Raw genomic sequence first — 19,361 nt, 5'->3', positions numbered from 1 at the left:
CCGGGTTGTCGACTCTACACAGTCTGCCAAACCTGTTCTGTGAATGAACGGGGCCTGGACACCTGAATTTTCATTACGAGAGGTCGCCATGAGCCTGCTGCTTGAACCCTACACCCTGCGTCAATTGACCCTTCGCAACCGCATCGCAGTCTCGCCGATGTGCCAGTACTCCAGTGTTGATGGCCTGGCCAATGACTGGCATCTGGTTCACCTGGGAAGCCGTGCCGTCGGTGGTGCCGGCCTGGTCATCACCGAAGCGATGGCGGTGACGCCGGACGGTCGTATCACTCCTGAAGACCTCGGGCTGTGGAACGACGAACAGATCGAACCGTTGCAACGCATAACCCGCTTTATCAACGCTCAGGGTGCTGTCGCAGGCGTCCAGCTGGCGCACGCTGGCCGCAAGGCCAGCACCTGGCGCCCATGGCTTGGCAAGCACGGCAGTATTTCCCTCAATGAAGGCGGCTGGACCCCGGTCGGGCCTTCGGCGATTGCTTTCGATCCGCAACACACTTCGCCTGTGCAATTGAGCGAGATGCAGATTCAGGAGTTGATCAAGGCGTTTGTCGATTCCGCACGACGTGCCCTGGAGGCGGGCTTCAAGGTGGTGGAAATCCACGCTGCCCATGGCTATTTGCTGCATCAGTTCCTGTCGCCTCTGAGCAACCAGCGTACCGACGAGTATGGCGGTTCATTCGAGAACCGCATTCGCCTGACCCTGCAAGTGACCGAAGCAGTGCGTGCAGTGTGGCCTGCAGAGCTGCCATTGTTCGTTCGCGTGTCCGCTACCGACTGGGTGGAAGACGGCTGGAACGCCGATGAAACGGTCGAGCTGGCGCGTCGGTTGAAAGCGATCGGAACCGATCTGATCGATGTATCGTCGGGCGGCACTTCAGCCAATGCGGAAATTCCGGTCGGCCCTGGCTACCAGACGCGCTTTGCCGAGCGGGTTCGCAAAGAGTCCGACATTGCGACGGGTACGGTGGGCATGATTACCGACCCCGCTCAGGCAGAACATATTCTGCGGACCGGGCAGGCCGATATCATCCTGCTGGCGCGTGAGCTGCTGCGTGATCCGTACTGGCCACTGCGGGCTGATGAAGACCTGGGTGGCCGCCTGGCCACCTGGCCTGCGCAGTATCAACGCGCGACACACCGTGATCAGCCCATCCATGAGTCTGACCTGCGCGACTGATCGCCAGTCGGCGCGCTGATAGCGATACCGAAAAACGAGCGCCGCACGGCGCTCGTTTTTTATGACTCGCCTTCCAGCAACTCGGTGACGCGGCCGATCAGTTCGGCAATCGCAAACGGCTTGGGCAGTACATGCATGCCTGGCTGAAGTGTGTCATGCGCCAACGCAGCGTTCTCAGCATAACCGGTCACGAACAGAATCTTCAGATCAGGCCGGACATCGCGAGCCGCGTCTGCGACCTGACGGCCGTTCATGCCGCCCGGCAGACCGACGTCTGTAATCAGCAGGTCGATCGCCGCTTTGGATTGCAGAATAGTCAGCGCGTCGGCGCCTCGTTCAGCCTGTAAAACGACGTAGCCAAGGTCTTCAAGCAACTCTGCAATGAGCAAGCGTATGGCGGGCTCGTCATCGACGACCAGAATGGTTTCGTCGCCGGTGCTGGCGGCGGGGACTTGCAGCGGGCTTTCATCGAGGGCCACCGTTTCAGCTTCACCTTCGTGCATCGGCAGCAGAATGCAGACCTTCGAACCCTCTCCCAGCTTCGAGGTGATGTGCACGCCGCCGCCTGACTGCCGGGCAAACCCGTAAATCATCGACAACCCCAGACCAGTGCCCATGCCTGTCGGTTTGGTGGTGAAGAATGGGTCGAAGGCCCGCGCCATGACGTCCTTGCTCATGCCCGTGCCGGTGTCGCTGACGGACAGCTCGACATAGCGGCCCGCGGGCAGTTGATACCTGGTTGCCGTGGCTGCAGTCAGGTGGCGGTTGCCCGTCTGGATCAGCAGTTTTCCGCCATCGGGCATGGCGTCCTTGGCGTTGATGCACAGGTTGAGCAGCGAGTTTTCCAGCTGATGCGGATCAACCAGGGTCGACCATAGTCCGCAGGAGGCACTGACCTGCATGTCGATGGCCGGCCCCACGGTGCGCCGGATCAGTTCATCCATGCCCGCGACCAGAAGGTCGATATCCGTGGCCTTGGGGGCCAGCGTCTGACGGCGCGAGAATGCCAGCAGTCGATGGGTCAGGGATGCCGCACGTCTCGATCCTTCCAGTGCTGCGTTGATGTAGCGATCCAGCTCCGTGAAGCGTTCCTGTCTGATCCTCGACAGCAGCAGCTCCATATTGCCGGTCACACCCATCAGCAGGTTGTTGAAGTCATGGGCAAGCCCACCGGTCAATTGCCCGACCGCTTCCATTTTCTGCGATTGAATCAGGGCCTCTTCGGCAATACGCAGGGCCTTGATGCGGTCCTTTTCGTGGGTCAGGTGCTTGCCCAGCGCAAAAATGATTCCATTGCCGGGTGCAGCGGTCCAGCCGAACCAGTGATAGCTGCCGTCGACATGCTGGTAACGATTTTCAAACAGCGGCAGTACGTGGTTGGTGGCGTGTTTCAGGGCGTTCTGGGTGTTGCGGACATCATCCGGATGCAGCAAGGTCATGATGGAGGTGCCGAGCAGCTCGTGTTCCGGGTGGCCCAGCAGCGCTGTCCAGGCCGGGTTTACGCGCAGGAAGATACCGTTGAAATCGAGGATCGCCAGCGGGTCCGGAGATATCTCCCAAAACGTGTCCAGCTCCAGCGTGCGTTGTTCAAGTCTGGCGGTCTGCTGTCGTTCCAGATTCACCAGGTCATCGATCAGTTTCAGGCGTTTGCGCTCGCTTTCCTGCAGCGCCTGCTGATTGAGGACGTGCGCGGTGGTTTCGTTGGTGATGCAGAACATGCCGACCACTACGCCGTGCTCGTCGATCACCGGTGAAAACGAGAATGACCACCATGTCTGCTCGACCTCACCGTAGCGCGCCATGGTCAGCGGCAAATCCTTGTAATGGCAGGGCTTGCCGGCAAGCGCGTCGATCACCAGCGGCGCGACCTGATCCCAGACGTCCGCCCACAGATCCGGGATCAGCGCTCCGATGGCGTTGTCCTTGCGCGGGCCGAGGATCGGGGTATAGGCGTCATTGTGGAAAAACACCAGATCCGGCCCCCACAGCAAGTACATGGACTCCGGGGAATTGAGGATAAGATTCAGGGTGTTTTTCAGCGATACCGGCCAGTTCTCGATAGGTCCGAGTGAGGTCTGGTTCCAGTCCCTGGAACGGATAATCCCGGCGGCGTTGCCGTTGGCGATCGGGAAACCAGTGGGTGATATCACGTCAGACAAGCTCCTGAAAATCTGTATGGAGGTGCAATGGCATTCACATGAATCAGGATGTGTGTTTGATCAGTTCTGGAAAGGGGCTGCATACCTGCTTTGTACTGACAGCCTGTACGTTATTGACCCTTCGCCACGGGTGCTGGTTGCAAGCATTTCGCCAATACACCGGACAGGTTGACGAGCGGATATGTTCGCTCCCGTAACATCCGGAAGCACACGGATAAACGCCAGACAGTGACTTCTCTTCAACTTGTTGGTCAATGAATTATCTGACAAACCTTGTAGGAGGCTTCCTGTGAATACGCGTGGTTTACTCGATCAATTGCTCAAGTCCGGACAAAGCATGTTGCAGGACAAGGACAAAGGCAAATCCGGCAAGCAATCGTCAGGCAGCGATTCACTGATCAATGGCCTCGGCAGCCTGCTTGGCGGTGGTAAAGGGCAGGGCGTCTCCCAAGGCGGCCTGGGTGGTCTGTTGTCCGGCGCTGGTGGTGGTGCACTGGCTGCAGGTGCCATGAGTCTGCTGCGCGGCAAACGCACACGCGGGATGGGCGGCAAGGTGTTGACCTACGGAGGTCTGGCGGCGCTGGGGGTACTGGCTTACAAGGCCTACAACAACTGGCAGGCCAGTCAGGGGCTAGCCGCACAGCGCGAACCGCAAACCATCGACCGGCTGCCCGAGGCTGAAGCCGAGCAGCATAGCCAGGCAATCCTTCGCGCACTGGTCGCCGCCGCAAAAGCTGATGGTCATGTCGATGAGCGTGAGCGCGAGCTGATCGAGGGTGAGTTCACCAAGCTGAACAGCGATCAGGCGCTTCAGCAGTGGCTTCACACCGAGCTGAACAAGCCGCTGGACCCGGCAGAAGTGGCCCGGGCCGCGACCACGCCGGAAATGGCGGCGGAGATGTACATCGCCAGTGTGATGCTGGTGGATGAAGAGCACTTCATGGAGCGCGCCTACCTCGATGAGTTGGCGCGTCAGTTGAAGCTGGAGCCCGGCCTCAAGACCGAGCTTGAAGGGCAGGTGCGAAACGCTCAGTAAACGAGCGCTCCCGCCAGCGGGTTGCCTGGCACGCCTTTTGTGCCAGGCAACTTGCTCAATCAATGATGTTCCAGTCCTTCAGCGTTGGTCAGCTCTCTGATCAGCGCTGTCTGCTGCTCCTTGAATCTGGCTTCGAACTCTAGAATCCGTCCTTCGTATTCCGGATCGTCGAGGCTGATATTGCGTTGCTCGAATTCGTCGGTGAGCTGGTTCAGTTCAGTCCTGTAGGCACGTTCGAGTGCTTCGAAGCGTCCAGCATGGGTTTCGCGCAGGTAGCTGATCCAGTAATCCTGCTGCTGGGCGAAGCGCAGGAAGGGCTCGCCGTGCTCTCCGTTTTGCACCCGAAGCAGTGCCGTATCGAACTCCCCAGGCCTGATGGCGGCGTGGGCCTGGTACAGCATGCCTTCCGGCGGCACGGGCAGGTCCAGCGCGCTGGCCCAGTGCGTGCGATACGCCAGACGTACCTCGGCTTCGTCACGGCTCCCGGTCTGTTCGCGGGCGGCGGCATCCAGCTCGGACAGGCGATACAGACGGACGGTCAGCCGGTACAAAAGGGTACCTCGCTGCTCCGCTACGACGTTCTGCAATGACTGCCGGATAAACACCAGCACTTCCATCTGGTTGAACTCCAGAAGGATGCCGTCCGGGCAGGTGTTGTTGTCACGGAACAGCCTGAGTGGCTCTTCGGCGATGGCGTTGAGGGTCTGGCCAAGTTGAGGGTCCTGACTCACGGTGACCAGCACTCGCCAGACGCGCTCACGCAGTGCTGCGCGGCTGGTGATGTTGCGATAGTCGGCGCTGTGACGCAGCGAATCGATCAGGTCGAGCAGGTGGCGAGTGTGCTCGCTGGCTTCCAGTTGCTCCCAGATTTCGCGCCGCCCGGCGCTCAGCGGGTTGGTGTCGTCCAGCCAGGGCTCGACGGTGACGGGTTCAGGAGTCGATGTGCGGCTGCCTGCCGACGACAGATACTCTGACATTGATGAGTCCGAGTCATGGTGTTCTGTCCAGTCCATCGAGCTGAGTTCGGGCGGCAGGTCCATGTCGAAGGTGAACGAGCGTCCGTAACGCTCCGACAAATGCGCCCGCCGCATGCTGTCTTCGGAAAGCGGGTTGCTCAGCAGGCTTATTTCCGTGTGCGCAAACTCGCTGCCGGGATTGGCGAGTATGTGCTCTGGCAATTCGCTGATCAGATTGCTCTCCAGCAACAGTGTCCTGATTTGCGCCGGAACCATGCTCTCCACCCAGGCTGGCCATTCGACCAGTCCGACATTGTTCAGTGACAGCCAGTTAAGCGCTGTGTCACTGAGGCTGGCCAGATGGCTGATGGCGCCTATCCGGTTGCCATCCAGCTCCAGCCGCTCGAGCGTGGCAATCCGGCCGAAGAAATCGATGTGCTGTTGATCGACCAGCATGCCCTGATCCATCAGCGATAGCGAACGAAGCGAGCGAAGCTCGAGCAGCGCCGGTGGCAGTTGCAGGAGGGGGGTGACATGCCCGTTTATTTCCAGCGAGGTCAGGTCGGTCATGCGGCGCAACAGTTGATCAAGATCAGAAACCGTGCCGGTGATTCTGCTCAGATGCAGATAGCGCACCTGGCGATAAAAAAAATCCGGCAGCTGTCGCGGAAAATCGGTCAAGGCAATATCTGCCAGGCGCAGAGGTCTATGGATCTGCCCCAGGCTGAAGGTTCGCCAGTGATCGATCAGTATCCTGCCGATCTGACGGCGTGATTCGATGATCTGCTCGCTCGGCACGGCCATCGAACTGGAGGCATGCGTCCACTGATCAACGGCGGCAGATAGTTCGGCACCTTCGTTCAATTGCCTGTTGATAGCGGCCTGTACGGCAAGCGGAGTGTCCATGACAAAACTGAAGGAATTGCCGGACATCGCTTCATTGATACGTGCATGCATTGCGCTGTGTCGGGACAGGATGTTGCCGCGTAAGTCGATCAGTGTCCTATGTCCGGCACTGGGCGGATTGTCGAGGATCCAGCCCGGTAGCTCCGTCAGGTGGTTGTGCGCTACCGACAGCTCCCGAATATTGTTCGGAATCATGTCGGTCAGCCAGGATGGCCAGCGATGCATGCTGACCCGCTCCAGCACCAGGCGATCAAGGTGCAGCCAGCTCAGGTCCATGGGCAGCATGCTGATCAGTCGGTTGCCACTGAGATTGAGCACTCTCAGGCCGGGCATGCTGCGCAAGTGGTCTATCTGTGCCTGATCCAGAAAAATCCCCTGATTGATCAGCGCCAGATCGGTGAGTTGCGGCAACGCACTGGAGACGTGTTGAGGCAGATTGAGAAACACCGAGGTCTCGGACGCCAGGCCGGCGGCCGGTTCACTGATCAGGCTCAGCGATCGCGCATTCGGGAAACGTTGCAGAAACGCGACGAGATCGGCGCTATTGTTCGACTGCCTGGGCAGGTTCATGCCGGCAGGTGTCAGGTCAATTGCACCCGGACGTGCTCTGGGCCCGACCGATATGTTTTCCAGATGCAGCGCGGTAACGCGATTGAAGACGAAGTCCGGCAGATGTCGCGGAAAGTCACTCAGCGAGACCTGTTGCAGGCGCAGCGGCTCAAGCGTCCGTCCTGTCTCGGGGAGATTGTTGAGGCGCCAGTGGTTCCAGATCGCGTCGTTGATGCGCGCGCGACTGTCGATATAAGCCTGACTCATAGGGGGCATTGCCACGGTTTCGTAGGCCCAGGCGTCAAGACTGGCGCGCAGCAGCATTTGCTCGCCCAGCAGGTTGTTGAGCCGTGCATCAATGGTTCTGTTGTCCCAGCCGGCGTGGCGCAGACGGCCGAGGATGTCTTCGGGAAACGCGTCTTCCAGTTCAAGCATGCGAATCTTGTCCAGCAGGCTCTCATCGGTCATGTGCCAGTCGACCTTGCCGTCGCCGCTCAATGGGTAACCAAGGCGACCGTCGGCCAGGCGCATGGGCGATCTGCTGCCAGGCTTGATCGCCTGCATATTCAGCAGTGGCGCGAGGTGCCGGCGGGGCAGGGGATTGTCCTGGATCAGCGCGGCCAGCGCCTGCCCCTGGCCGGTGTGGGCAAAGCCCAATTGGTTGCGTTCGGCATCGGGCAGGGCGTGCAGCACGGACGAGTAAAGATCGTCCAGCCCGTGCAGGTGCTGGTCGTCAGCGTCACGGGTCTCGTAACGATTGCCGTCCTTGACCAGCACTTTGCGCACAGGCGCATCCTCGGGACCGATGCTGTCGATCAGCCGGCCACCGAAATACCGGTCATGGACCTCCAGCCTGACCTGTGACGGCCATTGCGGCAGTGCTGCAAGGCTGTGCAACGCAAGGCAGTCGGTGTCAGCGCTGGAGGCCGAGGTCAGATAAAGCCCTTCATAGGCTCGCGCCAGCCTCACCTGTTGTAGATAGACGCTGGCCTCTTCGGCAATGGGTAGCGGCACACGGCGTTCCGTCGTGAGTTGCAGCCGTTCTGCCGGCGAGGCGTGGCTGGCCAGCTCCTGAGCAACCAACGTTGGCAGGCCGGGAAATGCCTTTTGCAGGGTTTGCGCTCCGTGCGCCTCGGCGACGTTCAATGCGCGGTAACGGGATTCGAACAGCCAGCCTCTGGTGGCGCGTGCGCGTACCGCCAATTGTGCCCGTAGCGTGATCAGCCGCGGTGACATGCCGAGCTGACCTGCGCCGAACTCTTCGTTGAGCAGGGTGCGGATTTCGTTGTTGCTCAGTTTTTCCAGCACTTGGCGCAGGGCATCCGGTTGATCGGCACGCACAGTGATGTCGAGGGTGTCAGCCGCGACCGGCTGATAGACCGGAGCGAATGTCTGGAGTGTGCGGCCCTCGGCATCTACCAGGACCAGCGCGCGATTGCTCGGCCAGCCACGGTCCTGGCTCAGCAGCTCCAGTTGAAGCGGTGCCGCCGCGTTTACATCGTTGGCTTCCAGTTGCTCTATGAAACGATTGATCTCCTGGTCCAGTTTGAAGCGGCGCGCCGTGTCCTCAAGCAATGCCGGAGGGCGACGCTGATCGGCGAGTGCCTCGCGCATCACCGATTCAGGCGTGTTGCTGACGTTGACGATGCGCCTGGCGGTGCTGTCGGAAAACGTTTCGCTGGAATAGCCCAGCCGTCGAAACAAGGTCAGACCTTCCATCTCCAGCGGCTGATCAAGCTCATGCAGCCATGCTCCCGCGCCGTTGTGTCGCAAGGCGGGCTGGTAGCTGTCCACGCGGGTCGGATGCTTGATCAGGTAACCGTCGCCGTTGGCGGCAGGGCTGACCGAATAGGTGCGTCCTTCAAGTGGTAACCATTGTTTGCCTTGCCATGTGTACAGGCCCTTAGCGTCGGGCTGCAGCCCCTTGGGCAGGACAATGTCATGGGCAAAGGGTGTCAGGTCAGGCTTCCACAGGCGGGTTGTGCCACCCGGTAAATCCACAGGCTTGAGGCTGGTCACGAACTCGGGCGCCTGTACCGCGGGGATGCCTGCTGCGCCTGTCGCTGCGGCGCCAAGCGCCGATATCAGCGCAACGTTCTCGAGCACATCGAACAGGTAGGCGAACGCCTGCCGTTTCTCGTCCTTGGCCCAGCTCTCCACGCCCTCGTACACTTCGTGAGCCAGCTGAATGGCGGTAACGGCCATCATCACCTCGCCCAATACCGGAACGACGAAGCCTGCGATATTCAGGACATTGAAGGCGGTGTCCATGAAGTACTGCACACGCTCATCGAAGGTCTTCTGGTCCTGCGCCGCGGTGGGTACACCATGAAACAGTGCGTCGTCGCGCAAGGCTGCGCGTTTGCGCTCGTACAGGTTGTCCAGCAGTGGACCTTGCAGCACGCTTTCTCTCAGGTCGAGTCGGGCGTTTCGGTCGGCTTCACGCTCCAGCCACTGACGCTCGAAAATGCCGCCTTTCTTGACTTTGGGGTGCAGGCGCTCGGACAACTTTTCAAGCAAGGCACTTCGATGGCGCGCAGGTATGAAGCGCATGAAGAAGTTCAGGTAGCCGTTGATGAACATCCGGTCGCGCAATGCGTTTATAAACACTTCGACCGAGTCGTACTCCTTCAGCGGCGCAACGGGATCATCCGGGATATACACCACAATCCGTTCTGCCTGAGTAGCAGTATCCCGGTCCTTGCCAATAACCAGAATACTGGTTAGTTCGATATCACCCAGGCACAGTACGCTGCAGTTGACTGGCCTGTTATCGAGCCGGACATCTTGTTTGCCATCGAGAATGTCCAGAACGGCGCCTTGCAACTCCGGGCTGACCTGTTGTTGCAGGGATGCAATCTGTAACTGCAGCCGGATCGACGATGATTCCAGTTGCATAAAGCTCTGACTCAGTCTCGATGCCGCAGCGTCTGCAGTTTCCTCGGGTGTCAAAGGTGTGCTGAAGACGGACTGAAGATGCGCCTGGTATCGGCCGCCCAGGTCCAGCTCACGGCACAGCGCTGCAAAATCGGTCGGTGAAATGGGCAAGGACTTGCCGGTGATCTGTTGGCCGAGGATTTCAAAGGAAGAAAACACCTGGGCCTTGATGCCGGTGCTGGAGTCCATTGCGCCCGGTGCTGTTTCCCAGGCTTCGAAATTCTGCAGCGCTGCCTTGAGCAGGCTTTGGGTTGCAGCCCTCAGGGCAATGTTGGCCTGTGTTACCGGGTCTCTGGATGCCGTATTGAACGATTGGTCGAGTCGCGCACGACTGGCGTGGAACAGCCAGGTGTCGGCAACGTCCACCTCCAGCCCGAAGCGATCCTTGATGGCGGCTGTCAGCAGAGGCCTTGCGAAGTCCTCCAGCGTCGACAGGCGATCCAGCGTCGGACGAACCTGTTGCTCGTGGTCGCGGTGCTCGGCATACAGGCGCTGCAGCTCGGCGACCTGAGCAGGGCTGGACGTACGTGCGCTCGCCAGCCATTGCACCGGGCGACGCGAAGCCTTGCGCAAGGCTGCATGAGTTGCCGGCTCAGCCTGAAGCAGCCACGCGGGGGATTTGTCTTTTATCAGTTGCAGATGCGGGAGCGCAGGCGCCTTGCCCGACGGAGATAGATCCAGCATTTAAGTGCCTTGTCGTGAATGAACAGGCGACAAAGCTTACGGCTGCGACTTGCCGTGCAAGTGTTAACTATCTATGTACCCTCGCTGTTTCTGAAGGCCGATGCTCAAGTAGTGGTGACGATGGCCGACAAGACATGAAGAGGGAAAAGGAGCGATGGTCGATAGCGGCCGTGACTTCGTTCTGTATTACCCATGTAACGTTTGACGGCTGGGCTATACTCACGCCGTTTGGACCGTTCGTCGGTCCGCTTCTTGAACACGGCCCGACGCCGTCGTTGAACTCTTGAGGGCTGACTGTGAAGAACTGGACCTTGCGCCAACGGATTCTGGCGAGTTTCGCCGTCATCATCGCAATCATGCTACTGATGGTCGTTGTATCTTATTCACGGTTGTTGTCCATCGAGTCCAGCGAGGAAGATGTTCGTCTCGATGCGTTGCCTGGTGTCTACTACAGCACCCTGGTGCGCAGTGCCTGGGGCGAGAGTTACATCCGCACGCTGGAGCTGATTGCCGAAGGGCAGGGGCGGCCGCTGACCAAGCAGGAAAAGGATCAGTTTCAGGGTTTCGACGACAGCCTTCAGTTGCAGATGGACGGCTACAAGAAGTCCATTTTCGATGAGGTGGACAGGTCCAGCTTTGCGGTCTTCGAGAAGCGCCGCGAGGCCTATTCGCGCATGCTCGCTGATGTCCATACCAAATACGAACGTGGCGATTATGCGGGCGCTCGCGGTGAGTTTTACGGCGAGCTCAATCCGATCTGGACTGAAGGGCGCAAGCAACTCAACGAGCTGATTGTTGCCAACAAACAACTGGCTGACCAGTCCACCACCAATATCGTCAACGCTGTGCTGGGTGCCAAGGTCAGCATGATCCTGTCGCTGTTGGTTGCCGTGCTGGCGGCTGCGGCCTGCGGGCTGTTGCTGATGCGTTCGATCATGGCCCCGATGCAATTGATCGTGAGCATCCTGGACGTCATGCGCAAAGGGGATTTGAGTACCCGTCTGAGCCTGTCGCGCAAGGACGAGTTCAATGCGGTCGAGACCGGCTTCAACGACATGGTCACCGAGCTCACCGCGCTGGTTGCGCAGGCGCAGCGCTCCTCGGTACAGGTCACTACCTCGGTCACCGAGATCGCTGCAACGTCACGTCAGCAGCAGGCCACCGCCACCGAAACCGCTGCAACCACCACCGAGATCGGCGCCACGTCGCGGGAAATCGCCGCCACCTCGCGGGACCTGGTGCGGACCATGACCGAAGTCACCTCGGCGGCGGATCAGGCGTCGGTTCTCGCCGGTTCCGGCCAGCAGGGGCTGGCACGCATGGAAGACACCATGCATCAGGTGATGGGCGCTGCCAATCTGGTCAACGCCAAGCTGGCGATTCTCAACGAGAAGGCCGGTAACATCAATCAGGTCGTTGTCACCATCGTCAAGGTCGCCGACCAGACCAACCTGCTGTCGCTCAATGCCGCCATCGAGGCCGAGAAGGCCGGTGAGTACGGTCGCGGGTTTGCAGTGGTTGCCACCGAGGTGCGTCGCCTCGCCGACCAGACTGCCGTCGCCACTTATGACATCGAACAGATGGTGCGGGAAATCCAGTCGGCGGTATCTGCTGGCGTGATGGGCATGGACAAGTTTTCCGAAGAGGTGCGCCGCGGCATGTTCGAGGTCACTCAGGTCGGCGAGCAATTGTCGCAGATCATTCATCAGGTTCAGGCACTGGCACCCCGTGTGCTGATGGTCAACGAAGGCATGCAGGCGCAAGCCACCGGCGCCGAACAGATCAATCAGGCGCTGGTGCAACTGGCGGATGCCAGCAGCCAGACCGTCGACTCACTGCGTCAAGCCAGTTTCGCCATCGACGAGTTGAGTCAGGTCGCGGTCGGGCTGCGCAGTGGCGTTTCGCGATTCAAGGTCTGAAGGCTCAATGAGCGATCAATCGCCGAGGCGCAATGGCACGCCACTGACCGCCAGCAAGCTCTTTCTGCTGTTTTGCATCGGCGAGGACCGCTATGCGCTGGACGCGACCGAGATCGCTGAAATCCTGCCGCGTGTGAAGCTCAAGAGCATTGCCCGGGCACCTCACTGGGTAGCGGGAATCTTTGCCCACCGCGGCGAGATCGTGCCGGTGATTGACATCAGTGCACTGAATTCCGGCCAGCCGGCGCGCTCGCGCACCAGTACGCGAATGGTGCTGGTGCATTATCGCTACGACGACGCGCACCCGGCGCAATTGCTCGGGCTGATTCTGGAACAGGCGACCGAAACGCTGCGCTGCCCGGTTGCGCAGTTCAAGGCCTACGGGCTGGACAATCGCCTGTCACCGTACCTCGGACCGGTGCGTGAGGATGAGCAGGGCCTGTTGCAGTGGATTCACGTTCATGAGCTGTTGAGCGAGCCGGTCCGCGAGTTGTTGTATCCGGTACCGCCGATTGACCTCGAGCTGCTCGAGGACGCGCAATGAAGGTGGATGACTCGCGCTTCTTCAGCTTTCTCAAGGAGCGTATCGGCCTGGATGTGACGTCCGTCGGCGAGGCGATCATCGAGCGTGCCTTGCGTCAGCGTGCGACGGCCGCCCACTGCGCTGACAGTGATGCCTACTGGCATCTGCTGGTCTCGTCGCCGCAGGAGCAGCAGGCGCTGATCGAAGCGGTGATCGTGCCTGAGACCTGGTTCTTTCGTTATCCCGAATCGTTTGTCACCCTGGGCATGCTGGCCCGCGAGCGTATCGCCAGTCTTGCCGGTGTGCGCCCCTTGCGCATCCTCAGCCTGCCGTGCTCGACCGGTGAGGAACCGTATTCCATCGCCATGGCGTTATTCGACGCGGGGGTCGACGCCAGGCAATTCAAGGTCGATGCCATCGATATCAGCCCTGTTTCGATTGCCAAGGCCGAGCACGGTGTTTACGGCAAAAACTCGTTCCGTGGCAGCGACATCAGTTATCGCGAGCGCTATTTCAATCCGGTCGCTGACGGCTTTGAAATCGCTGACAGTGTTCGCGCCTGTGTGAGTTTTCAGCCGGGCAACCTGCTCGACCCGAAACTCGTTTCGCAAGCGGCCTATGACATCGTCTTCTGCCGCAATCTGGTGATCTATTTCGATCGGCAGACCCAGCAACATGTGTTCAAGGTGCTCAAACAACTGACCCGTGAAGACGGCCTGCTGTTTATCGGTCCGGCGGAGGGCAACCTGCTGGCTGGTATCGGCATGCGTTCGATAGGTATCGCCCAGTCGTTCGCCTTCCAGCACGCACCTGTCGAGGCTGCGGTGCCGGCTCCGACGCCCAGGCAGGTCCCTGCACCCGTTGCACCCCGTCCTGTCGTCGAGGCACCTGCCAGAGCGGTCGCACCACGACCTGCGCCGCGCACATCCGCGGCATTTGCGCCTATTGCGAAACCCGTCGCTGCGGCGGGCAATAGCGATGTGTCGGCATTGCTCGACAAAATTGCGGGGCTGGCCAACGAAGGCAAAAGTGCCGAGGCGCGGGCTGCATGCGAGCGTTATCTGCAGCAGCATGAGCCGGTCGCGCAGGTGTTTTACTGGCTGGGTCTGCTCAGCGAAGTGGAAGGCCTTGTGCCACAGGCGCAGGGCTTTTATCGCAAGGCGCTGTATCTGCAACCGCAGCATTCCGAATCGCTGGCCCAACTGGCAGCATTGCTGGCTGCTCAGGGTGACACTGCCGGCGCACGCCGTCTGCAGGACCGCGCTGCGCGTGGCGCGAATAAACAAGGAAACCACTGATGGCGGGCGTGTCCGGTTTTTCCAGTCTCACCCATGATCAGGCGGTGGATCTCGATGATTGCTGGAACCGCATCGGGATTCATGGCGATCGCTCATGCCCATTGCTTGCAGAGCACATTCACTGCCGCAACTGCGCGGTTTATTCGGCTGCTGCGACTCGTTTGCTGGATCGCTATTCGCTGGCCCAGGAGTCGCCTGAGCATTTTCAGGGTTCGGTGTTGCTGCGCGATATCGAGACCCGTTCGATTCTGGTATTCCGTCTTGGCGAAGAGTGGCTGGGCCTTGCGTCGCGCTGCCTCTCTGAAGTCGCTCTCAGCCAGACCATCCATTCACTGCCACACCAGCGCTCGCGTGCGTTGCTGGGTGTCGCCAATGTACGCGGCGCTCTGGTAGCGTGCATTTCACTGGTCGAGCTGCTCGGGCTGGACAGCACCGTTGTGAATACCCCGTCGGCGCGGGTGGTGCCGCGCATGCTGATCGTGAGCGTCGAAGGCGGCCCGGTGGTGGTGCCGGTCGACGAGGTGGACGGCATTCACGCCATCGACGAGCGTGAGCTGGAGGCCGCTTCGGCATCCGGCACGCACGCCAACGCCCGTTTCACCCGTGGCGTTCTGCAATGGAAAGGCCGCAGCCTGCGCTGGCTGGACGAAGAAGAGTTGTTGTCGGCGGTGTATCGGAGCCTCACATGACGCCAGATCAAATGCGTGACGCCTCGCTGTTCGAACTGTTCACGCTGGAAGCCGACGCGCAGACTCAGGTACTGAGTGCGGGCCTGCTGGCACTCGAACGTAACCCGACCCAGGCGGATCAGCTGGAAGCCTGCATGCGTGCCGCGCATTCGCTCAAAGGCGCAGCGCGGATTGTCGGCGTCGATTTCGGCGTGAGCGTCGCGCATGTGATGGAAGACTGTCTGGTCAGCGCCCAGGAAGGGCGACTGCTGCTTCAGGCCGAACATATCGACGCGTTGCTGTCGGGTACTGATCTGTTGATGCGTATCGCCACGCCAGGCAGCGACGGTATTGGTCAGCCTGATATCGACAGTTACGTCGAAAGGCTCAATGCGTTGCTGTCTTCCGGCGCCGGCGCAGCGCGCGCGGTCAGTACGCCACTGCCGGACCCTGCCTCGGACGCTTTGCTTGCCAGCGCCATGCTGCAGTTCGAGACGTCCAGCGGGGCAGCTGTGCCGGAGTCCGTGCCTGAGCCCTCGGCTGTTGACTCGCCAGTGCCCGCCAATCCAGCCGCCATGCCTGTCCCGGAACCTGAAGCGCCGTTTACGCCGTTGCGTGAACGGCGTGTGGCCGAAGGTGGCGAGCGGGTCTTGCGAGTCACCGCCGAGCGCCTCAACGGGCTGCTGGACATGTCCAGCAAATCGCTGGTCGAAACTCAGCGCCTCAAGCCGCTGCTGGCCGGTATGCAGCGGCTCAAGCGCCTGCAAAGCAGCAGCGATCGTGCGCTTGAAGTACTGGGCGCCAGCTTTGGCGAGGAAGGTCCTTCGGCCGATGTGCAAAAAGCCCTGGAAGACGCGCGCAATCTCTTGTCCCAGGCGCAACAGGTGTTGGCCCGGCACACTGCCGAGCTGGACGAGTTCGGCTGGCAGTCGGCGCAACGTGCGCAGCTGCTATACGACACGGCGCTCGCCTGCCGCATGCGACCTTTCGCCGATGTACTGAACGGCCAGGCACGCATGGTCCGCGACTTGGGGCGTGAACTGGGCAAACAGGTCCGCTTGCAGATCGAAGGCGAGAAGACGCAGGTTGATCGCGATGTGCTGGAAAAGCTCGATGCGCCATTGACCCATCTGTTGCGCAACGCCGTGGACCACGGCATCGAATCGCCCGAGAAACGCGTGGCGTCCGGCAAGGACCCTGAAGGTCTGATTCGTCTGCAGGCCTCGCATCAGGCCGGCTTGCTGGTCGTCGAGTTGAGCGACGACGGTGGCGGCGTGGACCTTGAGCGTGTGCGCCAGAGTATCGTCGACCGCAAGCTTTCGCCTGCCGAGACCGCCGCGCAGTTGAGCGAAGAGGAACTGCTGAGTTTTCTGTTCCTGCCGGGCTTCAGCATGCGCGACAAGGTCACGCAGATTTCCGGCCGAGGGGTCGGCCTTGATGCCGTGCAGCATATGGTTCGCCAAATGCATGGCAGCGTGGAGCTGCAGCAATGGGCGGGCGAGGGCAGCCGTTTCAGAATTGAACTGCCGCTGACGCTTTCAGTGGTGCGCAGCCTGGTTGTGGAGGTGGGCGGTGAAGCCTACGCCTTTCCGCTTGCGCATATCGAGCGCATGCGCGACCTGCAGCCTGACGACATTCTGCAGCTGGAAGGGCGTCAGCATTTCTGGGATGAAGAGCGTCATGTGGGGCTGGTCTCGGCCAGCCAACTGTTGAACCGGCCGCCTGCGCAGAAGGCCGGAGAAACGCTCAAGGTCGTGGTGATTCGCGAGCGCGACGCTGTTTATGGCGTGGCCGTCGAACGCTTCATCGGTGAGCGCACGCTGGTGGTGATGCCGCTCGATCCGCGCCTGGGCAAGGTTCAGGACGTTTCGGCAGGGGCCTTGCTGGACGACGGCTCGGTGGTGTTGATCATCGATGTCGAAGACATGCTGCGCTCGGTGGAAAAACTCCTGAATACCGGCCGTCTGGAGCGCATTGATCGACGCAATCGTCAGGTAGATCTGGCTTCACGCAAGCGCGTGCTGGTGGTCGATGATTCTTTGACCGTGCGCGAGCTGGAGCGCAAGCTTCTGCTCAGTCGAGGTTACGACGTGTCGGTGGCCGTAGACGGAATGGACGGCTGGAACGCGCTGCGCGCCGAGGACTTCGACTTGCTGATTACCGACATCGACATGCCGCGTATGGACGGTATCGAGCTGGTGACCCTGTTGCGCCGCGATACCCGCTTGCAGTCCTTGCCGGTCATGGTCGTGTCCTACAAGGACCGCGAAGAAGACCGGCGTCGCGGCCTGGACGCCGGCGCCGATTATTACCTGGCCAAAGCCAGTTTCCACGATGATGCCTTGCTCGATGCTGTTGTCGAATTGATAGGAGACGCGCAAGGATGAAGATTGCCATTGTCAACGATATGCCAATGGCCATCGAAGCCCTGCGTCGCGCGCTGGCCTTCGAGCCCGCGCACCAGATCATCTGGGTGGCCTCCAATGGTGCCGACGCCGTGCAGCGTTGTGTCGAGCAGACCCCGGATCTGATCCTGATGGACCTGATCATGCCGGTGATGGATGGCGTGGAAGCCACGCGCCGGATCATGGCCGAAACACCCTGCGCCATCGTCATCGTAACCGTCGACCGCGAGCAGAACATGCGCCGCGTGTTCGAAGCGATGGGGCACGGCGCGCTGGATGTGGTGGACACGCCGGCCATCGGTGGTCCCAATCCCAAGGAGGCGGCGGCGCCACTGCTGCGCAAGATCCTCAATATCGACTGGCTGATCGGTCAGCGTGTCGGCCTTGCCCGAGTTGCGGCGGCACCGGCTTCCCCGCCCTCGAAACGCGACCGGCTCGTGGCGATCGGCTCTTCGGCAGGCGGGCCTGCGGCGCTGGAGATTCTGCTCAAGGGGCTTCCGGTGAGCTTCCCGGCGGCGATTGTCCTTGTGCAGCACGTCGATCAGGTCTTCGCTGCCGGTATGGCCGACTGGTTGAGCTCGGCCTCCGGTCTGCCGGTACGTCTGGCAAGGGAGGGCGAAACGCCACAGCCGGGGGTGGTGTTGCTGGCGGGCACCAATCATCATATCCGTTTGCTCAAGGACGGCACGCTGGCCTACACGGCGGAGCCGGTGAATGAAGTTTACAGGCCCTCGATTGATGTGTTTTTCGAGAGCGTTACCCGTTATTGGAATGGCGAAGCGGTCGGCGTTCTGTTGACAGGGATGGGGCGCGACGGTGCACAGGGGCTCAAGGCCATGCGCGAGCGGGGGTTTCTGACCATCGCTCAGGATCAGGCCAGTTCTGCTGTGTATGGCATGCCCAAGGCTGCCGCAGCGATTGATGCTGCCGTGGAAATCTGTCCGTTGCCCGCCATAGCACCTCGCTTGATCGAGGTATTTACTCAATGACTGTTCTGCTGGACTCAGCGGCAGTCGGCGATCAGGAGAAAGATCATGAATGACCTGCAAACGGATGAGATCAAGACACCGGATGAAAACAGCGCAATGGTGCTCCTGGTGGATGATCAGGCCATGATTGGTGAAGCTGTGCGGCGCGGTCTGGCCGGCCATGAGTCGATCGACTTTCATTTTTGCGCCGACCCGCATCAGGCGATTGCCCAGGCCGTGCAGATCAAGCCGACGGTGATTCTCCAGGACCTGGTGATGCCGGGCCTCGACGGGTTGACGCTGGTTCGTGAGTACCGCAGCAACCCGTTGACCCGCGATATCCCGATCATCGTGCTGTCCACCAAGGAAGACCCGCTGATCAAGAGCGCGGCGTTTACGGCCGGTGCCAACGACTATCTGGTCAAGCTGCCGGACAACATCGAGCTGGTTGCGCGTATTCTCTATCACTCGCGCTCGTACATGACCCTGTTGCAGCGCGACGAGGCCTATCGCGCCCTGCGCGTCAGCCAGCAACAGCTGCTCGACACCAATCTGGTGCTGCAGCGCCTGATGAATTCCGATGGCCTCACGGGGCTGTCGAACCGTCGTCATTTCGATGAGTATCTGGAGCTGGAGTGGCGCCGGGCAACTCGCGAGCAATCCCAGTTGTCGATGCTGATGATCGATGTCGACTACTTCAAACCCTACAACGATAACTTCGGCCACCTGGAGGGCGACGAGGCCCTGCGCCAGGTCGCCAAGGCCATCCGCAACAGTTGCAGTCGCCCATCTGATTTGCCAGCACGCTACGGTGGTGAAGAATTCGCCATGGTCCTGCCCAATACCTCGCCCGGCGGCGCACGTCTGCTGGCAGAGAAGCTGCGCCAAAGCGTGGCGGGCATGAACATCCCGCACATTGCGCCAGTGCCCGGTTCCAGCCTGACGGTGAGTATCGGTGTGGCGACCATGACGCCACAGGTCGGGATGCAAAGCCGTCAGCTTATTCTGGATGCCGACAAAGGGCTTTATCAGGCCAAGAACAACGGACGCAATCAGGTCTCTGCGGGCTGACGCCGGCAGCGACACGTAAAATAGGCCTCACAACGCCTGCCCGACGGGCTGCTTTCGTGGTCCGGCCTGGGGTATACTCGTCGGCTT

11 protein-coding genes are annotated in these 19,361 nt (G+C 60.6%); 9 read left to right on the top strand and 2 right to left on the bottom strand.

Annotated features, from left to right (window positions below):
• Positions 1–88: 88 nt before the first annotated feature.
• Positions 89–1,195: an NADH:flavin oxidoreductase/NADH oxidase gene (locus BLR20_RS09065; RefSeq protein ID WP_032615971.1), complete on the top strand. Its 1,107-nt coding sequence runs from the start codon at positions 89–91 to the stop codon at positions 1,193–1,195.
• Positions 1,196–1,254: 59 nt separating this feature from the next.
• Here BLR20_RS09065 and BLR20_RS09060 read toward each other — a convergent pair whose 3' ends face one another.
• Positions 1,255–3,345, bottom strand: coding sequence for a hybrid sensor histidine kinase/response regulator (locus tag BLR20_RS09060; protein ID WP_054994294.1), 2,091 nt, complete (start codon positions 3,343–3,345; stop codon positions 1,255–1,257).
• 298 nt (positions 3,346–3,643) lie between these two features.
• On the opposite strand from BLR20_RS09060, the gene BLR20_RS09055 reads away from it, so the two are divergent.
• Positions 3,644–4,390: a tellurite resistance TerB family protein gene (locus BLR20_RS09055; RefSeq protein ID WP_054994293.1), complete on the top strand. Its 747-nt coding sequence runs from the start codon at positions 3,644–3,646 to the stop codon at positions 4,388–4,390.
• Positions 4,391–4,449: 59 nt separating this feature from the next.
• Here the strand turns inward: BLR20_RS09055 and BLR20_RS09050 are convergent, their stop codons facing one another.
• Positions 4,450–10,422 (bottom strand): NEL domain-containing protein, encoded by a 5,973-nt coding sequence (locus BLR20_RS09050; protein WP_054994292.1) that lies wholly within the window; start codon positions 10,420–10,422, stop codon positions 4,450–4,452.
• Between the two features lie 296 nt (positions 10,423–10,718).
• Between BLR20_RS09050 and BLR20_RS09045 the strand changes: the two genes are divergently transcribed.
• Genes BLR20_RS09045 through BLR20_RS09015 form a run of 7 tightly spaced genes read left to right on the top strand, consistent with a single transcriptional unit; the run spans position 10,719 to position 19,274 of the window.
• Positions 10,719–12,341: a methyl-accepting chemotaxis protein gene (locus BLR20_RS09045; RefSeq protein ID WP_032615979.1), complete on the top strand. Its 1,623-nt coding sequence runs from the start codon at positions 10,719–10,721 to the stop codon at positions 12,339–12,341.
• Between the two features lie 7 nt (positions 12,342–12,348).
• Positions 12,349–12,885: a chemotaxis protein CheW gene (locus tag BLR20_RS09040; protein ID WP_032615981.1), complete on the top strand. Its 537-nt coding sequence runs from the start codon at positions 12,349–12,351 to the stop codon at positions 12,883–12,885.
• Entirely contained in the window at positions 12,882–14,162 is a 1,281-nt protein-coding gene (locus tag BLR20_RS09035; RefSeq protein WP_054994291.1) for a CheR family methyltransferase, read from the top strand. The genes BLR20_RS09040 and BLR20_RS09035 overlap by 4 nt, the downstream gene beginning before the upstream one ends.
• Positions 14,162–14,851 carry a chemotaxis protein CheW gene (locus BLR20_RS09030; protein ID WP_010427973.1) on the top strand — a complete coding sequence of 230 codons (690 nt, stop codon included), beginning with the start codon at positions 14,162–14,164 and terminating at the stop codon, positions 14,849–14,851. Before BLR20_RS09035 ends, BLR20_RS09030 begins: the two co-directional genes overlap by 1 nt.
• Positions 14,848–17,217 carry a hybrid sensor histidine kinase/response regulator gene (locus BLR20_RS09025; RefSeq protein ID WP_054994290.1) on the top strand — a complete coding sequence of 790 codons (2,370 nt, stop codon included), beginning with the start codon at positions 14,848–14,850 and terminating at the stop codon, positions 17,215–17,217. The genes BLR20_RS09030 and BLR20_RS09025 overlap by 4 nt, the downstream gene beginning before the upstream one ends.
• Entirely contained in the window at positions 17,214–18,224 is a 1,011-nt protein-coding gene (gene cheB, locus BLR20_RS09020; RefSeq protein ID WP_010427977.1) for a chemotaxis response regulator protein-glutamate methylesterase, read from the top strand. Before BLR20_RS09025 ends, cheB begins: the two co-directional genes overlap by 4 nt.
• A gap of 45 nt (positions 18,225–18,269) precedes the next feature.
• Positions 18,270–19,274, top strand: a complete 1,005-nt coding sequence (locus tag BLR20_RS09015) for a response regulator (RefSeq protein ID WP_054994289.1) — start codon at positions 18,270–18,272, stop codon at positions 19,272–19,274.
• The last annotated feature ends 87 nt before the right edge of the window (positions 19,275–19,361 follow it).

The organism is Pseudomonas congelans, from assembly GCF_900103225.1.
GTDB lineage: Bacteria > Pseudomonadota > Gammaproteobacteria > Pseudomonadales > Pseudomonadaceae > Aquipseudomonas > Aquipseudomonas congelans.
This window is presented reverse-complemented; position numbering and strand designations above follow the sequence as displayed.